Here is an 18,905-nt window from a genome sequence, read left to right as displayed (position 1 = left end):
TCGCTACTTAAGCGGACGCTCTTTTTTTTGCGGAAAGGCAATGATTGGTTGGAAAAAAGAGAGCTCTTGCCAAATGCATTCATAGAGTAAGGGCAACTCGGGATGCTTTTTTAAGAGTTTTTCGTAATGGGGAAGCTGAGTCAAAAAAGCCTGGACCAAGCGTTGGGAACGTTCAGATAGGCAAGGATTTAGTGGCGGATAGACAAATAAATTGCCTTCCAGTAAGGCGCCCAAAAGATGGGCTTGGAAAATTTTCGACAAAAGCACTTCTAATGGTTGCTGGAGCGGATGCTCCGACAAAATCGGCGTGATGATTCGTCGCAAAAGGAAGGCTTCTTCTGTTGGCACATAAAAAGGCTCCAGTGTTAGCAGCTGTTGCCACAAAAATAAATAGCTGCGTTCACCAACTAAATAAAAACGCGGCACAAAACATGTTGGATAAACTTGCTGAGTAAACGTGGCGGGGGTGTTGGGATAAAAAGCGTTTGCCCGCAACTGATGAATCTGCTTCAGTTCTTGAAACGCTTGATTAGAAGAAAGCGTCGGGCTTGCTAAGAGGGTGAGTCGAAAAATCACATAGCGCAGTTGCCGTTCATTGCCAGTAATCAAAGGAAAACTGCGACGGTCGATCCTTAGATGATAAGGTGCCAAAAAAAAGGAAAAGGACAAAAAGCGCCGATGCAAACTGGAGGGGCTCAGGTAATACCGCTTGTGGAGGTCTGCAAAGGAAATGGTCGGCATTTTTAACAGTAACAAGAGCAACTGATAGTTTGTACTTTTATTAAACAATGCAGCAAGCATTTCTGTATGGGAGAAGTTTTTGCTGGCTAGGGGCTGCTGCAAATCATGAAAGGCACGAATGTGTCCTTGCTGCACATCATAATGGAAGGAAGGGTCCTCGTTTAAACAACTGGACAGTAGCCGACGGATCGTTTTGACGGAAAGATTTTGGTCGGCAGCAGCTTTATTCAAAGGAAGGGGATTTTCGCTCAAGAGCATCGTGGACAGACGCAGCATTTGCATAATATCTTTTTCAAGGATATTTTTCAAAACTAGGCACCTCTTTCAGCTGAATTTTGCAACTGTCCTTATTATAAGGGAACTTCACACGTTATTTTAACATGCAAAAAATAGTCAATAAAACGTAATAAAAAACGGGGGATTCATTGGTTGCTTGCTCGAACCCTTTATAATATGGAATTAAATGAGAGGAAGGAATCAAAAAAAACCACCTTTTAAAATAAAAAGGGTGGTTTTTTTTGTAAGTATCGTTATAAAAAGAGAAACACGAAGCGCTGTTAACGAGTCTCGCTAGGCAATAAAATCGTTTGCCGCTGCCCATCGTCATACACATAGACTTTTTGGGGATAGAGGTCGGAATAACGGTAAGGCAGATCAACGCCGAGTTCGATTTGACTTTGTGCTTGAGAAAAAAGCAGTGTGACACGACCGTGATTGTTTTGGACTTCAAAGGTGAGCAGATTTGTCAACGGAATAAACCCTTTTAAATCGAGATCGATGATTAACCAAATACTATCGATCAGTTCGCCAGGCAGTGTTTGAACAATCCCGCCAGAAGCGTAGCGGCTGCGGTGATCATCAAATGTTTCAAACATAAAAATCCCTCCTTCAAGTAGGCTTGCCAATAACATCAAATTTGTCTATTTATCATAATGAAGAACCGTCAAAAATGCAACTACTTCTGCTTTTCTTTTTGGTCAGCGACGCATTTTAACTATTTTCTTAAAAATTTGATGGGTTGGCTGGACCAAGCTTTCCCATGACGTCTTTCAGTGGAAAATAGTCAGTTGCAGCTCACCAGCCCTTCGTAAGAATGAAAAAGACTCTTAAAGGAAAAGCCCTTCAAGAGTCTTGTATTTCTTAGAAGTGTCTGTTGATTGAAGACGCGATCTTAAGAACGATGTTCTATGATTATTCTTCGTCTTCACCGATAACTGCTGGTTCAGCAGCTTCGCCAGCTTCTTCATCTTCAGTGATTTCTTGTGGTTCAGTAACCGCAACGATTTGTTCTTCTGGATCGGTCACGATCGTGTACTCGTCGTTCTTAGGCAGATCAGCCACTGTTAATGAATCGCCGATCTCTAATGACGTTACATCGATCTCAACACGTTCAGGCAATTTGTCTGGTGTTGCTGATACAACGACTGTATACAAGTTTTGTGCTAGAACACCACCAGCTTTGACACCAGCAGATTCGCCAATTAAGGTTACTTCTGCTTCTACTTCTGTTTCTTCATTCATATCGACAGATAGGAATTCAACGTGGGTTAAATTGCGTGTGAAGGTATCTGATTGATACTCTTTGATCAGTGTATTGACTTTTTTGCCTTCTAAATTGATCGTGATTACGGTATTCAATCCATTTTCACGCAAGATTTTTTCTAATTCTGCTGCATTGACAGCAATCGGTGTGCTTTCTACTTTGTACCCATTGACAATTGCAGGTACTTTTCCTTCGTGGCGCAACTTGTTCCGTAAAGAACGTGGGCGAACTTCTCTTTTCGTAACTTCTAATGATACTGACATAACTCAATTCCTCCTAAAATTTTCTCGTTAATAACGAGATTTTTTAAGCAAATTTTGTTAACTCTGCACATTAAGTGGTACGTGAGTGAAAACACGCAAAAGGGCAGTTGTGTACACAACTGCCCCAGAAAGTTTTGGTTCAACTTTTCTCCACCAGGTCATAACGCTGTGTATGAGAAACTATATTTACTTTACTCTTTAACCTTACGCAAAAAGACAAAGAAAGTCAAATCATTTGAAATCCTGGCAGTTTCCTTTCGCTAGATCCTGAGCTATAATAGCCACTATGGAGAAAAATTTATGCGTTTAGATAAAGTGATCGAGCAACAATTGAATACTTCTCGTAAAGAGATGAAACGGTTGTTTCAGCAAGGAAAAGTCCTCGTGGATCAAAGGATTGAAGGGCGACCTGAGCGCAATGTCGATAGCGCCATCCATCAAATCATGGTTGCGGGTCGTCAGTTGGAGACGCAGGAACGCTATTATATCGTCAACAAGCCCAATGGTGTCGTTACAGCGAATGTTGATCAACAGCACCAGACAGTGATCGATTTGATTGCACCAAAGGACCAGCACCCAGATCTTTATGCCGTCGGTCGATTGGATCGGGACACGGAAGGGTTGGTATTAGTTACGACGAATGGTCAGTTAGGCTATGACTTGCTACATCCCACCAAAAAGGTGACCAAGCGATATGAAGTGGTGGTCAATGACTTGGTGACTCCTGAAGATGTGGCGGCATTTGCCACAGGGATCACCTTTCATGGTGGTGTCACTTGCAAACCAGCTGCCCTAACGATCATCGATGCCCGAGCGGCTCGTTCCTTTGTTTCGTTAGAAATTGCTGAAGGCAAGTTCCATCAAGTGAAAAAGATGTTTTTAGCCCGAGGGAAAAAAGTCATTCAGCTGAAACGAACAGCGATGGGTTCGCTGGTTCTACCAGATGATTTAGCAGTGGGGAGTTATCGCTCGCTGACGCAAGAAGAATTAAAAGGACTGGCGGCGCATTTCCGCTGAGAAAGAGGGAGAAAATGAAGTATAAAACATTATTATTTGATGTCGATGACACGATCCTCGACTTTCAAGATACCGAAGATCAAGCCTTAAAAGCACTATTTGAAGCTCATGGCTTGGAAATGACCCCAGAGCGCAAACAAAGCTATCAAACGATCAATCATGATTTGTGGCAGCAGTTTGAGCAAGGGAAAATCACGAGAGACCAAGTCATCAATGAGCGTTTCGGTTTGTTTTTTGAAACGCAAGGCATTCAGGTCGATAGTCCAGCAGTTGAATTGGCCTATCGGGAATTTCTAAATAAAGGACATAAACTGTTAGACAACAGTGATGAGATCTTAGCGGAGTTGGCGCAGCATTTTGACCTATACGTGGTGACGAACGGGGTTTCTGAAACCCAATATCGCCGCTTGGAAGATGCCAAATTAAAGCCGTATTTCCTTGATATTTTTGTTTCAGAAGATACAGGGTATCAAAAACCAATGAAAGAATATTTTGACTATGTGTTTGCTCGCATACCAAACGTTAAAAAACAAGAAACAGTCATCATTGGCGATTCACTGACTTCAGATATCTTAGGCGGACAACTGGCAGGGATCGATACGATTTGGTTCAATCCAAAGAAAAAAAACAGTGGTGAGATTCAGCCTACTTATGTGATCGAACGTTTGCAGCAATTACTTCCTTTATTGCAGCACTGATTCTACAGAAACAGTAGTAATTTGCCGAATTTTCGCTATAATAGAACCAGTGTGAATTTTTTAAGATGAAAGAGGTTAATTGAATGACGAATGGCAAGCCCATTATTATTGGTGTGACAGGTGGATCAGGTAGTGGAAAAACAAGCGTGAGTCGGGCGATCTTTAATCATTTCCCCAATCATTCTATTATGATGCTTGAACAAGACTCCTACTATAAAGACCAAAGTGATCTGAGCTTTGAAGAACGGTTGAACACCAACTATGACCATCCTTTTGCATTTGATACTGATTTGTTGATCGATCACTTGCAACAGCTGCTTGCATATCAAACGATCGAAAAACCCGTCTATGATTATGTCGCGCATACCCGCAGCGAAGCAACGATCATTCAAGAACCCAAAGAAGTCATTATCTTGGAAGGGATCTTGATTCTAGAAGATGAGCGATTGCGTAATTTAATGGATATTAAACTTTATGTTGATACAGACGATGATATTCGAATCATTCGCCGAATCAAACGTGACATGGAAGAACGTGGCCGGACATTGGATTCTGTGATCGAACAATACTTGACGGTGGTAAAACCGATGTATCATCAATTCATCGAACCGACCAAACGGTATGCCGATGTCATCGTACCAGAAGGCGGCGAAAACCACGTAGCCATCGATTTGATTACGACCAAAGTAGCGACCTTCTTATCCTAAGTTTTTTTATCCATCAATTGGAATGTTTCTATTTGAAAAGTAACAATTGATTCATGAAAAACTGCTGATAGGCACTCTTTCTTGAGAAATGCTTATCAGCAGTTTTAATTTTATAAAAAACAGTAGTATTCCGACTAGTTTTATGGTAAAGTAATCCTCATGCGACGAGTCGAGAAGGTCTAGCATTAGCTGACCAGATTGATAGCAGAGGCACACCGCGTAAGCAACCTACCGGATTTGTAGGGTGTCGGAATATTCCTTTTGTGGAGATAGGGTATTCTACTAGCAATAGTACTGTGAGTAAAGAAAGCTGTGAACATTTTTGTTCACAGCTTTTTTTTGTTCATTTAGGTGAGAGAACAGCGATAGATGGTGGAAGACTCTCCCCAAGGATGGTAGCCCGTCCCGATCGGTTCAAAAGCAAATTTCTCATAAAAAGTAGAAAGATCCGTACATAGATACAAAGAATCAAAACCAGCTCCAGCAGCACGTTGCTTGGCTGTTTCGATCAAAAGGCGGGCACCGCCTTGGCCACGCCACAAAGGGTCCACATACAAGGCGCAAAGCCAAGGGGTCAAATCCATCCGACTGATGAAGTCGTTGGGGATCAAGCCGCCGCAGCCGATGATTTGATAACGTCCGTCTGCTGCGATTTCTTCGTTGACCAGCAGCAGCCATTGCGGCAAAGGATTTGCTGAAAAACTATGGGTCAGGCTATCCTCATAAACCATGAGGGAGTCGGGACCAGCCCACTGTTTTTGGAAGTAACGAATGGCTTCTGCTAAGTAGTCAGGGTGTTCTTTAAGGGTGATGACCTGCATTTGTTTTTCTCCTTTATCCTTCTTTAGGTAAACGAATCTGAAAAATAACCCCTCGTGGCTGCAAATCTTTGACCTGGATTTGTCCCTTGTGCTCTTCAACGATTTGCTTGGCGATCGCTAAGCCTAAACCATAGCCGCCGGTCTCTTTGGAGCGGGAACGATCCTCGCGGTAGAAGCGGTCAAAGATACGGGCTTTTTCTTCATCGGAAATGGCTGGTCCTGTGTTTTTGACCTCGATCAGCCATTGCTTGTTAGAAATCTCCGATAAGAGGGTGATTTTATCACCACTGCTGGTATATTTTAAGGCATTATCTAGGAGGATCACGAGGACTTGATGGATTTTCTTTTGGTCAAAGCAAGCGGTCGTTTTGGCAAAGTTTTCGACAACAAAGTGTTTTTGATCCAATTCGGCAATTTCTTTGAAAGGTTTGACTAAGTCATCGATAAAAGGAGCTAGCTCGATGGTTTCTTTTGTCAAAAGCAATTGATTGGAATCACTGCGGGCGATCGTCAGCAAATCCGCCGTTAATCCAGTCAGCCGCCGAGTTTCCGCTAACGCTTGCGCGATGCTTTCAGATTCTTCAATGATCGTATGATTGGGCTTGGTAAACAGGCGTTCCAGACTGTTTTGAATGATCGTCAATGGTGTGCGCAGCTCATGGGATGCATTTTCGACAAATTCCTGCTGTTTTTTCCAGGAGGCTAAAATGGGGCGCATGTTCAAGCTGGAAAGCAAATAGCTGATCCCGATCGAAAGAATCCAGAAAAAGATCATCGATAAAATCAAAATCGTTTGGAAATTGTTCATCGCATTTTTGATTTGGTTAGTGTTCGCCAAGACTTGGATATAGCCGACACCAGCATCATTTGTTGGTGCTTTGGTGGTGATCGAACGAAACAAAAGGGTCTCTTCTTCCTCTGACAAGGACTGATCCACCACTGAAAAAGATGTGATACTGTCTAAGTGGCTTGTATCTAAAGATAAACTTGCCAGTTGTGAAAAGCGGCCGCCCAAGGTCTGCTTGTTTAATATCTCACCGTCTTCAGACCAGAGAATCAACTGGGTATTGAAGCGATTGGTCCCAGGGATCTTTGGCATGGCACTATCTGGTGGCAATACCTCTAGATTGGATTGCGAAGCGTTGATCTCTGCTTGGATCAAGCGGGTATCTTTGACTGCTTGTTCCAAAGAAATGTCGGTTTGCCGATAAGCCGATTGGTTGAACAATTGGAGGACGATGGTTCCTAAAAGTAAGAAAACCAACGCAAAGGCACTGACATTTAGGAGAAAGGAGTGCAGTCGTTGTCTCTTAGAGCGTTCTTTATTCATAGACTAGGCTCCTTGCATAATATAGCCGACATTTCGCAACGTACGGATCTCTTTGTCGATCCCTGTCTGGCGCAAGTGTTTCCGCAGATTGCTCATATAGACTTCGACGACAGTCAAGGTCGTTTCTGAATCAAATCCCCAGATGCGATCAAAAATCTGTTCCTTAGTCAAAATAATGTTTCTATTTTGTAGAAAATAAAGCAGCAGCTCAAATTCTTTCCCTTGGATCGGCAAAAGCTGCCCTTGGTAACTGACCTCATTGGTGCCAAGGTTGCACAGCAATCCGTTATATTCCAGGGTATTTTCATTGAACAAACCTAAGGAGCGTTTTAGCAACGCTTTGATCCGCATCAATAATTCTTCCCGATAAAAAGGCTTGGTCAAATAATCATCTGCCCCTTTTTGAAAACCGGTCACTTTGTCTTCTAAGCCGTCTTTGGCTGTTAAAATCAGGACGGGTGTTTGGAGTCCTTTTTTTCTTAGGGCAGAAAGCACCTCATAACCGTTCATCTCTGGCATCATCAAGTCGAGAATAATCAAATCATAGATCCCCGTTTCTGCCTCGTATAAGCCTTCACTGCCATCATAGGCTTGTGTGACGTCACCGATCTCGCTGACGATTTCTTTCATATTATCAGATAATGTTTTGTCATCTTCGATCACTAATAGTTTAATCATGTTCCCACCTCTTTAAGGATAAGAATAGCACGAATAGCATAAAAAATGCTTAAAAAAACTGTTTTGCCTTAAGCTGCATTTAAGATAGCTGCCGTAAATTCAGTGCATGGATTTCAAGGGAGGAACATTTTTATGAAATTGAAAAAAGTCTTTCAAAGAAAAGAGACAAAATATTTAATAGCCAAGGAGCAATTTCCTGCATTTCTTGCTGAGCTTCAGCAAAGAATGGCGATCGATGAATATGGGCAGCACACGATTATGTCCTTGTATTACGATACCCACGATTACCGCTTTATTCGTCATTCGATGGACAAACCGAAATACAAAGAAAAATTTCGGGTCCGCAGCTATGGCATACCGACAGAGCAGCAGTTGATTTTTTTAGAGATCAAAAAGAAAGTCAATGGCGTGGTCTACAAACGCCGAATCCCGCTGCCCTATGCTGACTATTGCGGCTGGTTGCAAACAGGGGTCTTGCCGTCAATGGCAGAAGCACCGCAAATCGCTGCAGAGATCCACTGGCTATTTAAGCAAAACCCAGACTTGCTGCCGAAAGTGTTGATTGCCTATGATCGCTTGTCGCTGTTTATTGATGATGATAGTGAATTTCGCGTGACATTCGACCAAAACATTCGCTTTCGCACCTATGATCTTATGTTCGGTTCTGGCAGTGAGGGGGCGCTGGTAGCACCTGAAATCGGGGTGTTGATGGAAGTGAAAGCCCTCGGTGCTTATCCGTTATGGTTTGTGGAGCTGTTGAACAAATACAGCGTGCGCAAAGGTAGCTTTTCGAAATATGCCCAAACGTATCAACGGCATTTGTTCAAGAAGGAGGAATGGTTACATGTTATCTAGTCTGTTTTCTGGCGATACGAGCACCCTTGAATGGCGTAGCTTATTGATCTGTATCGCCGCCTCATTGCTTTTAGGAATATTGGTAGCTGCGATCCATATGATCCGCAATGTCTACACAAAAAACTTCGTCATTACCTTGGCTGTTTTACCGATCCTCGTTCAATCCGTGATCATGCTAGTCAACGGCAATCTTGGCACAGGTGTGGCGATCTTAGGCGCCTTCAGTTTGATTCGTTTCCGCTCGGTTCCAGGAGGGTCTAGAGAGATCACCAGCGTCTTTTGGTCGATGGGGATCGGTCTGGCAACTGGGATGGGCTATGTCGGCTATGTCGTGATTTTTTCCATCATCGTGGCGCTTTTCTTGACCCTTTTATACACGGTGCCCTTTGGCGATCGACAAGCCACGAGTGAACGAGAACTGAAAGTCACGATTCCAGAAGATTTGGATTATCCGCAACTATTCGATGATCTCTTTGAAAAATATACGCATTCTGCCAAACTGACATCGGTTCGAACGACCACGATGGGGAGCTTATATGAGTTGCGTTATCAGTTGCTGTTAAAAGACCAAGCGCAAGAAAAACAAATCATTGATGAAGTTCGGGTTCGTAATGGCAATTTACCCGTTGTTTTAGGCAAGCTCACCGCTAACCGCGATGAGCTGTAGAAGGAGGAACCTCTTATGAAAAAACTCATTTATCCGCTCTTACTCTCATCGCTGCTCCTAGGCGCTTGTGGGCAAACCGATAGTAGTAGCACGAGCAGCAGCTCCAGTTCTGCAGCGGCTGTTTCAGGTTCTGCCGCAGTGACCAACGTTGCAACGACTCTTGATGATGCTACGGACTATTATGGCAGTTACGAAGAAGAAGACGTGGATGCCTCCTACGATGAGGCGACCGCCACGCAACTTGAATTGAATGACGGCGATACGACGGCTGTTGATGGCGTTGCAGTGGAAGACCAAACGGTGACGATCACGCAAGCTGGTACCTATGTCGTCAGCGGTTCCTTAAGTAATGGTCAACTGGTTGTCAACGTCAATAAAGAAGAAAAAGTCCATCTGATCTTTGCGGGTGTCACGATCACCAATGAAGATGGGGCGGCAGTCGTCATCGAACAAGCAGAAAAAGTCATCACGACCTTAGCCAGTGATACGACAAATACTCTGATAGATGGCAGCAGCTACACCTTGGCGGAAGGTGAGACGGAACCAGATGCCGCTTTTTATAGTAAAGAAGATTTGTCCATCAACGGTGATGGAACGTTGGTGATCACAGGAAATTACAGCAACGGGCTGCGCAGCAAAGATGATTTGGTTTTAGCTGGTGGCACGATTGAGATCACAGCGAAAAACAATGCCATCAAAGGAAAAGATTCCGTGTCGATCTTGGCAGGGAACTACACGCTGAACACCACTGAAGGAGATGGCATCCAAGCGAATAATTCGGAAGATGCGGAAAAAGGCTACGTTGCGATCGATGGCGGTACCTTTACGATCCAAAGTGGGCGTGATGGCATCCAAGCAGAAACAAATTTAAGCATCCAATCAGCCGATCTCACGATCAAAACGGCTGACGGGGCACAAAGTCAGTCGCTAGTGACGGATGAAAGCTACAAAGGATTGAAAGCTGGCGGTGTGATGACCATCAGCAGCGGTACCTTTGCGATCGATAGTGCAGATGATAGCCTGCATGCCAATGATACCATCAACATCACAGGTGGTACGATCACTGCCAACAGTGGTGACGACGGCATACATGCGGACAATGAATTGACGATCTCCGATGGGACGATTGCTATCGAAGAATCCTATGAAGGACTAGAAGCAAGTGTGATCACGATTGCTGGTGGTACGACACACGTCGTGGCTAGCGATGACGGGATCAATGCCGGTGGCGGCAGTGATACAGAGGAAACCACTGGCCAATTTGGGCAAGACAGCTTTGGTGGCGGTCCTGGCGGTGGCGATACCGCAGATGACAGCAAACAAATCACAATCACTGGCGGGACGTTGGTGGTCGATGCCGAAGGTGATGGCCTGGACAGTAACGGCAATGTCACTATGAGTGATGGGGTCGTCATCGTAAATGGTCCAACGACCGGTGGCAATGGCGCTTTGGATTATAACGGGACGTTTGAAATCACTGGCGGTGTCTTGTTAGCTGCTGGTACGACCGATATGGCCATGAATGTCAGTGGGGGAAGTCAACAGTCGATCGGGATCAGTTTCGATCAAACCCAAGCAGCAGAGACCCTTATGACCTTAAAGGATAGTCAAGGACAGACGATCTTGTCCTATGCACCAAGTAAAAGCTACCAACATGTGGTTCTTTCTAGCCCAGATTTGACGGATAGCAGCTATACATTGGTCAGTGGGGGAACGAATGATGCGCAAGCTGTTTCTGGTTATTATGCTGGTGGGACCCTTAGTGATGGGACGGAATTAGGAACGTTGCCCGTCACGGAAACGATCGCCAACTTGACCCAATCAGGAGCTACAGCGACAACCAATCAAATGGGCGGCGGCTTTGGCCGTTAGTTGAAGGTTCCTCGATCATTCCCTTGGGGTCATCAATAAAACGTGCAGATCGCAGAAGACAGCTGCGGTCTGTTCCAACGTTTTGAAAAATCAGGGGAAGATTTAAGTTCAATTTAAGCTAAGGTTCTTATAGTCGAAATACAATAATTTGCCATTCAGGAGGAACAAAGATGAATTTTTTGAAACGAGGTCTCCAAAGTTTATGGGCGAAAAAAGGCCGGAGCCTGTTGCTGATCGCCGTGTTTTCTGCAATCTTGATTTTTGTATTGGCGGGTCTGACGATTCGCAGTGCGGCACTAGTAGCGACTGAAAATGCCCAGAAAAGTGTTGGCGCAACTGTGACGTTGCAAGCAAACCGCGAGCAGGCTTTTCAGCAAAGGAGCTCTTCTTCTGACAGCGATGACCAAAGCACCCGACCAGATCCAGGGAGTTTTCAATCGACACCAGTAGCGATTACTGATGCCCAAGCGATCGCCGATTTAGACGGGGTTGCCTCATATAGTTTTGAAGTCAGCACCTCTGCTGATGCCGTCAGCGGGATCGAACCGATCTCCAGCAGTGACTCATCGACAGAGTCAGAAGCAACCGATAGCAGCGAGACGGGGCAAATGGACGGTATGCCAGGAGGAATGCCTGGCGGGAATATGAGTACGGGTGATTTCCAAATCACTGGTGTATCAAGCAGTGCGGCGTATACGACTTTTTCGGAAGGAACAGCGACAATCACGGATGGAGAAGGCATTACTTCTGAGGATGAAGGTACGAACCAAGTCCTGATCGAATCCTCACTAGCCGAAGCAAATGATTTGGCAGTCGGAGATACGTTTTCGATTACTGATGCAGAGGACAATGAAGTCGAAGTGACGATCAAGGGAATCTATGAAACGAGTGAAGTAGGCAACAGCATGAGCCAAATGTTCAACTTTCTCAATCCAGCCAACACGATCTTTGCTTCTTATACCCTTGCCAATACGTTGAGCGGCAATGAGGACACCATTGACTCGGCAACCTATACCTTGAGTGATCCGTCTGAGATGACAGCATTCGTGGAAGAAGCGGAAGGGTTGATCGATACAGAAACCTACAGCATTCAAACCAACGATCAAATGTATCAGTCGATGCTGACACCATTAAATAATGTCGCTAGCTTTGCAAAAAATATTATTGTGTTAGTTGCTGCTGCCGGTATCATTATTTTGACGTTGATCGTGATGATGTCGATTCGGGAACGTCGTTATGAGATTGGTGTATTGCTCTCTTTAGGCGAGTCACGGGCTAAAGTGATCCTACAGTTTTTCACAGAGATTTTTGTCTGTATGGTATTTGCTTTAGGGATCGCGGCCGCTAGCGGCAATCTTGTCGGGAATGCCGTCGGAGAGCAATTATTGGCACAACAAACAGAGACAACGACTGATCAAGCAGCCACTGAAAACGCTGGTCCTGGAGGCGGGGAGATGCCGCAAATGGGCGGAAATCGTGGTGGTTCTTTCCCATCCTTCACCCAATCAGCAGAAGTGGAGTCCTTAGAAATCACCGTTTCCCCTCAACAAATTGGTTTATTGGCATTACTCGGTCTAGGGATCAGTTTTGGCTCGATCTTACTCTCTTCCGCGGGCATTTTGCGGTTGAATCCGAAAAAAATCTTGGTTTCTTAGGAGGAACGACATGACATTACGAACAGAACAATTAGGATATTGGTATCAAAGCGAAGCAGAAGCGCTGTTTCGTGACGTTGATTTGACCTTTGAACCTGGCAAGATGTATGCGATCTTAGGTTCTAGCGGATCGGGGAAAACAACTTTCCTGTCACTGATCACGGGCCTAGATACACCGAAAGAAGGAAAGATTTTCTACAATGAAGAAACGTTAGCAAAAATCGGATTGCGAGAATACCGCCGCAAAGATGTTTCCATCGTGTTCCAAGCGTATAATCTATTGCCTTATATGTCGGCACTGGACAATGTGATCACAGCGATGGCGATCGCGAAGTCGCAGCAAGCCGATAAAAAGGCCTATGCTTTAGCCAACTTAGCCAAAGTTGGCATCACGGAAGAGCTGGCACTGAAAAAAGTGACCCAATTATCGGGTGGGCAACAGCAGCGGGTGGCGATCGTTCGCGCATTGTGCTGTGAGCATGAGCTGATCGTAGCCGATGAACCGACTGGAAACTTGGATGAAACGACGTCCAAAGAGATCGTCAAACTATTTCAAGAAATTGCTCATGAGCAAAAAAAATGTATTATCTTAGTGACCCATGAGCAAGAAGTAGCCAAGGCTTGCGATGTCGTTTATGAGCTAAAAGAGCGAGCATTTTCTAAAGTTGAAGGATAAGCTTTGCTTAGGGTAGCTGCTAGTTATTAGGGCGGAGGCAGTTGCTCTTCTTGAGGCTTTAAATACATCCTCAAGGAAACGGCTGTAAAGTCTGCTTGCATCTTCGCCTTGCTCCTCTTACAATAGAAGTAATTGTAAACGAAGAAACTTGTGAGGGGAGTGTAAAGATGCGACTTTTTATTGACGGCGATGGATCGCCAGTGAAAAACGAAGTGATCGAGCTGGCTCAGCAATATCAGCTGCCGGTGGTGATCGTCACCAGTGTCGATCATTACACGACCAAAGATTATCCTGCCCATGTTCACTTTGTCTATGTCGACAAAGGCTCGGATCGTGCGGATTATGAAATCGTGAAGGAAATAGAGCCCGGTGATTTTCTCGTTACCCAAGATTATGGGTTAGCCTCTTTGGTCTTGCCGAAAAAAGCGCGGGTTTTTCACCATAACGGCACAGAGTATTTGCCAGAAACGATCGATTTTTTACTTGGACAACGCTACTTAGGTGCGCAGATGCGTAAAGCAGGCAAGCGTACAAAAGGACCGAAGCCCTTTACGAAAGAGGATCGGGAAGCCTTCAAACGAATCTTTGAAAACGAATTGCGACAGACTCTTGCAAAATAAGCACCCTCAAGACCCAGCTTCTGCATGAACCACGGGAATTGAAGGTGCTTATTTATTTCTTGCGAAAACGATCATAGAAGTATTTGCTGACTAAAGCCACGATCGCGAAAAATGCTAAGGTATATCCGAAGATTCCCATCTGATGGACGAAGGCTCCTTGTTGCGGGCTGGCGACCACCAATAAGGAAGAGCCAAGGATGACCGCAGCTAGAATAATACCGATCACCAGTCGATTGACCATCTGATCAAAGCGGTCCAATAGCTGCTTTTGTTCGCGGATCTCTAGATTCAGTCGGTGTTTACCAGTCGCAAAAGTGTCTAAGACAGCCAAGGTCCGATCGGGAAGATGGCTAAGTGCCCGCAAGCTTTTTGCGGTTGCCAAGGCGCTTTTTTTCACCTCGTCTTCAATACTCAGCTGCTGCAGGAAATATTTTTGTGCAAAAGGCTGAGTGACTTCCATCATTGATAATTCGGGATCTAAGGCTTTGATCACACCTTCCAAGGTACCAAAAGCCTTGATCAGCAAGGTGATGTCTCGATGCATCTGCAGTTGGTTATCATGGCAGATCGTGATGACTTCCGCCATCACTTTTTGCAAGTCGATATCCTTTAGCGGCATATTATAGTAGTTTTCAACAAATTTTTGCAGATCTTGGTAGAAGGCGACTTCGTCAAAGGAACTGCCGCTGCTGTTGCACAACCGCAAGACGGCTTTGCCGACTTCTTGGGTGTCTTGGGTATAAAGAGCAATCAACGCATCGGCTAAACGGCTGCGTAAAGACTGATCCAAATGACCCATCATCCCAAAGTCCAAGAAAATCACTTGGTAAGGCGGCATGACAGCTTCTTCTTGCCATTTCAACGAATAATCGACCCCGCCGAGGACACCGACGCGCTGCTTGACTTGAAATGGTTGTGGGCGGTTGGCTTGATCCGTGAAGACATGCAAGAAAAGATTGCCAGGATGTGGATCAGCGTGAAAGAAGCCATCTTCAAAGACTTGTTTCATAAAGTTTTCGACTAATAGCGTCCCCACTTGTTTTTTCACTGCTTTAACGGACTGATTGTCATAAACGATGTCTTGATTTTTGCGGGTCAGTAAGCAATTCAAGCTTTCACCTGCCATGTAATCCATGACTAATACTTTTTGGGTACACCATTCGGGATAAACTTTTGGCAATGCCAACTGCGGGTCTTGGTGATTGTTGCGGTAGAATTCCTGTGCGTTTTTCATCTCTTGTAAAAAATTTGTTTCATTGGCAAGTGATCGTCGGACTTCGCTTAGCACGCTTTTTAAATCCACCACATTGGCTTCTGGAATTGCGCGAACCAACGGCAGGGCTTTTTCAAAAAGATCGAGATCCACTTGAATTGCCGCAATGATCCCTGGATGCTGCACTTTGACGATCACTTCTTTGCCGCTGAGCAAGTTTGCTCGATGGGCTTGTCCGATGGAAGCTGAGGCGACCGGAATTTCATCAAAAGCGGAAAAAACTTCCGTTAGCGGCTGCTGCAGTTCTGTTTCCAGCAGTGCTTTGACCTTGGGAAATGGATCGCTTTTGACATTGTCCTGCAGCTGCTTGAATTCATCGACAAAGGTGCTGGAAAGCAGATCATTGCGGACCGAAAGCATCTGCCCGATTTTGATAAATGTTGGTCCTAATTCTTCAAACGCTTGACGCACCATTTCGGGGTGCTGCTGTTTGCTGATATTTTGAACGACTTTGTATTTCAAAAAGACTTGAACGATTTGTTTTAATCGTCCTTTTCTAGAAGGAGCGGTTTGTTCTGTCATAGGTCCCACCTCTTTAAACGTGCCGTGATATATTCATAGTACTGACAAAATGAAAAACATTCAACTAACGACTGTGTAAGCTTAAAGAAATTTCTGCAAGATTTAATGCCGGTTGGTCGATTTTGTGCTAAAATGTGGAAGACTTAGTTTGGTAGAATCAATGAATACAGGAGGAAATTCTTTTGAAAATCATTTTATTATACGGGGGACGCAGTGCAGAACATGAGGTATCACTGTTATCCGCTTTTTCAGTTGTTAATGCTGTATATTATAATTACTACCAAGTTCAATTAGTAATGATCACCAAAGAAGGACGCTGGTTAAAAGGCCCATTATTGACTGAGGCGCCAACGTCTCCAGTTACTTTGGCATTGACCAATGAAGAAACCAAAGGGGAAGAAATTTCACCTGGGGCAATCTACGAAGAAGACGCGATCGTCTTTCCTTTACTTCACGGACCAAATGGCGAAGACGGCACGATCCAAGGGTTTTTAGAAACCATCGGAATGCCTTATGTCGGAGCCGGTGTCTTGACTAGTGCCTGTGGGATGGACAAAATCATGACCAAGTATATCTTGCAAGCTGCGGGGATTCCGCAAGTTCCCTATGTACCAGTCTTGAAAAATGCGTGGAAAGAAAATCCGAAAAAGATTTTCGATCAATGTGAAGGTAGTCTGCTTTATCCAATGTTTGTCAAACCTGCCAACATGGGCTCAAGTGTCGGTATCTCGAAAGCCGAGAACCGTGAAGAACTGCAAAATGCGCTACAAGAAGCGTATCGCTACGATACCCGAGCGATCGTTGAACAAGGAATCGAAGCCCGTGAGATCGAAGTAGCCGTTCTTGGAAACGAAGACGTTCGGACCACAATGCCGGGAGAAATCGTAAAAGATGTTGCCTTTTATGATTACAATTCCAAATACATTGACAACCGAATCGAGATGCAGATTCCTGCACAAATTCCAGAAGAAACACAAGCCAAAGCTCAAGAGTTTGCGAAAAAAGCCTATACGATGTTAGGCGGCAGCGGATTGAGCCGTTGTGATTTCTTTTTGACCAATAAAAATGAGCTCTTTTTAAATGAGCTGAACACGATGCCAGGGTTCACTGAATTCAGCATGTACCCACTGCTATGGGAGAAGACCGGCTTGCCTTATGGGGATTTGATCGAAGAATTGATCCAATTAGGGATGAATCGTTTCAATCAAAGACGTTCGTTCTTGACCAATGTAGAAGCAACAGAAAACGAAGCAGAATAAATAGCAGGAAGAAAGCCAGCTCAACTCAAGGAAAATACTTGAAGCGATCTTGTGCTTTCTTTTTTTAGGAAAAAGGAGCGAACCTGATGAATTTTACTGTAAAAGAAGCCGCTGCCGTATTTGGTCAGCAAATTGAAAATGAAACGCCACTTGCCTCTGTGGAATTCGACAGCCGTCTGATCAAAGAAAACAGTCTCTTTGTTCCCTTAGCGGGTACCCGTGACGGACATGAATTTGCCCAACAAGCCAAAGACAATGGGGCGATCGCCACACTGTGGAGCCACCCTACGATCGAACCGCCGCAAGACATCCTTGTGATTCCTGTCACGGATAACGTCAAAGCGTTCCAACAATTGGCACGAGCGTATAAAGAAAAGCTTGCACCGAAAATCATCGGTATTACTGGAAGTAACGGGAAAACGACCACCAAAGATATGGTGGAAGCGGTCATGGCCCAAAAGTACCAGACCTATAAAACCCAAGGCAACCACAACAATGAACTAGGCGTGCCTTTGACTATCTTGCATGCGCCAGAAGATACCCAAGTATTGATTTTAGAAATGGGAATGGATCATGCAGGTGAAATCGAAGTCCTTTCACGCTTAGCAGAACCTGACGCTGCCGCTATCACGTTGATTGGCGAAGCCCACATTGAAAACTTAGGGTCCAGAGAAGGGATCGCCAAAGCCAAAATGGAGATCACCGCAGGATTGAAAAAAGACGGCTTCTTTATGCTGCCAGCTGATGAACCATTGTTAGAGCCCTTTGTTCCCAATTTAATGCAGACCATTGAAACTTTTGGCTTAACTGAGGGAGATCTACAAGGAGATATCGTGGAGGAATCGCAAGATCAGACGATTTTTACGGTTGCAGGTACCACCTTTACCTTACCGGTCTTAGGCGGCTATAATGTCAAAAATGCCTTGATCGCGATTGGGATAGGACGTCATTTTGGTGTAGCAGATGAAGCGATCAAGGAAGGCTTGGCGCATTTTCAATTGACGAAAAATCGGACCCAATGGGTGACTGCTGGTAATGGGGCAGCGATTTTGAGCGATATTTACAATGCCAATCCGACGGCCATGGGTCTTGTATTGGATAGCTTCCGCAAATTGCCTTTAGCAGGACGACGGATCGCCGTATTGGCAGATATGCTTGAATTAGGACCAGATTCTGCACAAATGCATGAGCAGATGGCCGCACACTTGGATGACTCGTTCCAGCTAGTTTTCCTTTATGGCAAAGAAATGCAGGCATTGCAAAAACGACTAGCGAACACTGCCCTTGCTGACAAGGTGCGCTATTTTGCGATTGATGAAAAACCACAGCTGATCGCCTCCTTAATAGAAACTTTAGAACCTTCCGATAGCCTAGTGATCAAAGGCAGCAATGGCATGGGCCTGAGTGAAGTCGTTGATGCACTAAAAGGAATGTAAAGCGGAGTTGAAATCTTGCTGAAACTTTCAAAACGTGTTATACTTATCTAACGCCGAAAGATGAAGCACAGAATGATTACTGTAAAAAACATTGACGTTTTGAGATAAAATGATGGCTGAGACAAACAACACTTGTTTTAGCCTTTTATAATGCCTTCGTGAAGCGGTTTTTCGGTACCGAGAGAAAGATAAGAGTAAATGGGACTACTCTTGTGTTTCTGAAGAACTAACCTACGCTTCGATGATAGAAAAACAGGCATCGAAAAGATGAC

18 protein-coding genes are annotated in these 18,905 nt (G+C 44.6%); 11 read left to right on the top strand and 7 right to left on the bottom strand.

Annotated features, from left to right (window positions below):
• Positions 1-3: 3 nt before the first annotated feature.
• The 3 genes from IGI71_RS15060 to IGI71_RS15050 form a co-directional block, all read right to left on the bottom strand.
• Complete coding sequence (locus tag IGI71_RS15060; RefSeq protein WP_194193480.1) at positions 4-1,050, bottom strand: helix-turn-helix domain-containing protein; 1,047 nt, start codon at positions 1,048-1,050, stop codon at positions 4-6.
• Between the two features lie 248 nt (positions 1,051-1,298).
• Positions 1,299-1,616, bottom strand: coding sequence for a DUF960 domain-containing protein (locus tag IGI71_RS15055; protein WP_005227922.1), 318 nt, complete (start codon positions 1,614-1,616; stop codon positions 1,299-1,301).
• A 316-nt stretch (positions 1,617-1,932) separates the two neighbouring features.
• The gene (locus IGI71_RS15050) at positions 1,933-2,547 is read right to left on the bottom strand and encodes a 50S ribosomal protein L25/general stress protein Ctc (RefSeq protein WP_430615871.1); all 615 of its coding nucleotides are present in this window, start codon (positions 2,545-2,547) and stop codon (positions 1,933-1,935) included.
• Between the two features lie 300 nt (positions 2,548-2,847).
• Here IGI71_RS15050 and IGI71_RS15045 point away from each other — a divergent pair, with 300 nt between their 5' ends.
• The 3 genes from IGI71_RS15045 to udk all read left to right on the top strand — a co-directional run bounded on the left by IGI71_RS15045 (position 2,848) and on the right by udk (position 4,969).
• The gene (locus tag IGI71_RS15045; RefSeq protein ID WP_128488035.1) at positions 2,848-3,564 is read left to right on the top strand and encodes a 16S rRNA pseudouridine(516) synthase; all 717 of its coding nucleotides are present in this window, start codon (positions 2,848-2,850) and stop codon (positions 3,562-3,564) included.
• A gap of 14 nt (positions 3,565-3,578) precedes the next feature.
• Positions 3,579-4,262 (top strand): YjjG family noncanonical pyrimidine nucleotidase, encoded by a 684-nt coding sequence (locus IGI71_RS15040; RefSeq protein ID WP_333718774.1) that lies wholly within the window; start codon positions 3,579-3,581, stop codon positions 4,260-4,262.
• A gap of 83 nt (positions 4,263-4,345) precedes the next feature.
• On the top strand, positions 4,346-4,969 hold the full coding sequence (udk, locus tag IGI71_RS15035; RefSeq protein WP_005227927.1) for a uridine kinase: 624 nt from the start codon (positions 4,346-4,348) through the stop codon (positions 4,967-4,969).
• A gap of 347 nt (positions 4,970-5,316) precedes the next feature.
• Here udk and IGI71_RS15030 read toward each other — a convergent pair whose 3' ends face one another.
• From IGI71_RS15030 to IGI71_RS15020, 3 genes are read right to left on the bottom strand one after another with little or no spacing between them, the layout of a single operon-like run.
• Positions 5,317-5,790 (bottom strand): GNAT family N-acetyltransferase, encoded by a 474-nt coding sequence (locus IGI71_RS15030; protein WP_005227930.1) that lies wholly within the window; start codon positions 5,788-5,790, stop codon positions 5,317-5,319.
• 13 nt (positions 5,791-5,803) lie between these two features.
• Complete coding sequence (locus IGI71_RS15025; RefSeq protein WP_333718773.1) at positions 5,804-7,120, bottom strand: sensor histidine kinase; 1,317 nt, start codon at positions 7,118-7,120, stop codon at positions 5,804-5,806.
• Between the two features lie 3 nt (positions 7,121-7,123).
• Positions 7,124-7,798 carry a response regulator transcription factor gene (locus IGI71_RS15020; RefSeq protein ID WP_005227933.1) on the bottom strand — a complete coding sequence of 225 codons (675 nt, stop codon included), beginning with the start codon at positions 7,796-7,798 and terminating at the stop codon, positions 7,124-7,126.
• Positions 7,799-7,930: 132 nt separating this feature from the next.
• On the opposite strand from IGI71_RS15020, the gene IGI71_RS15015 reads away from it, so the two are divergent.
• The 6 genes from IGI71_RS15015 to IGI71_RS14990 all read left to right on the top strand — a co-directional run bounded on the left by IGI71_RS15015 (position 7,931) and on the right by IGI71_RS14990 (position 14,143).
• Complete coding sequence (locus tag IGI71_RS15015; RefSeq protein WP_034869049.1) at positions 7,931-8,653, top strand: polyphosphate polymerase domain-containing protein; 723 nt, start codon at positions 7,931-7,933, stop codon at positions 8,651-8,653.
• A complete protein-coding gene (locus IGI71_RS15010) occupies positions 8,643-9,320 on the top strand; it encodes a DUF4956 domain-containing protein (RefSeq protein WP_005227945.1) in 678 nt (225 codons plus the stop codon). The genes IGI71_RS15015 and IGI71_RS15010 overlap by 11 nt, the downstream gene beginning before the upstream one ends.
• A 15-nt stretch (positions 9,321-9,335) precedes the next feature.
• The gene (locus IGI71_RS15005; protein ID WP_123834479.1) at positions 9,336-11,192 is read left to right on the top strand and encodes a carbohydrate-binding domain-containing protein; all 1,857 of its coding nucleotides are present in this window, start codon (positions 9,336-9,338) and stop codon (positions 11,190-11,192) included.
• Positions 11,193-11,362: 170 nt separating this feature from the next.
• Positions 11,363-12,847 carry an ABC transporter permease gene (locus tag IGI71_RS15000; protein WP_201691558.1) on the top strand — a complete coding sequence of 495 codons (1,485 nt, stop codon included), beginning with the start codon at positions 11,363-11,365 and terminating at the stop codon, positions 12,845-12,847.
• 10 nt (positions 12,848-12,857) lie between these two features.
• Positions 12,858-13,523 (top strand): ABC transporter ATP-binding protein, encoded by a 666-nt coding sequence (locus IGI71_RS14995; protein WP_333718771.1) that lies wholly within the window; start codon positions 12,858-12,860, stop codon positions 13,521-13,523.
• A gap of 167 nt (positions 13,524-13,690) precedes the next feature.
• Entirely contained in the window at positions 13,691-14,143 is a 453-nt protein-coding gene (locus IGI71_RS14990) for a YaiI/YqxD family protein (RefSeq protein WP_015510428.1), read from the top strand.
• A 52-nt stretch (positions 14,144-14,195) separates the two neighbouring features.
• Here IGI71_RS14990 and IGI71_RS14985 read toward each other — a convergent pair whose 3' ends face one another.
• A complete protein-coding gene (locus IGI71_RS14985) occupies positions 14,196-15,938 on the bottom strand; it encodes an ABC1 kinase family protein (protein WP_081116884.1) in 1,743 nt (580 codons plus the stop codon).
• A gap of 182 nt (positions 15,939-16,120) precedes the next feature.
• Here IGI71_RS14985 and IGI71_RS14980 point away from each other — a divergent pair, with 182 nt between their 5' ends.
• Both IGI71_RS14980 and IGI71_RS14975 read left to right on the top strand, forming a co-directional pair.
• Entirely contained in the window at positions 16,121-17,197 is a 1,077-nt protein-coding gene (locus tag IGI71_RS14980; RefSeq protein WP_333718770.1) for a D-alanine--D-alanine ligase, read from the top strand.
• Positions 17,198-17,283: 86 nt separating this feature from the next.
• Entirely contained in the window at positions 17,284-18,633 is a 1,350-nt protein-coding gene (locus IGI71_RS14975; RefSeq protein ID WP_333718769.1) for a UDP-N-acetylmuramoyl-tripeptide--D-alanyl-D-alanine ligase, read from the top strand.
• The last annotated feature ends 272 nt before the right edge of the window (positions 18,634-18,905 follow it).

It is taken from the genome of Enterococcus sp. DIV1279b (genome assembly GCF_050531515.1).
GTDB classification, from domain to species: domain Bacteria; phylum Bacillota; class Bacilli; order Lactobacillales; family Enterococcaceae; genus Enterococcus_D; species Enterococcus_D casseliflavus.
This window is presented reverse-complemented; position numbering and strand designations above follow the sequence as displayed.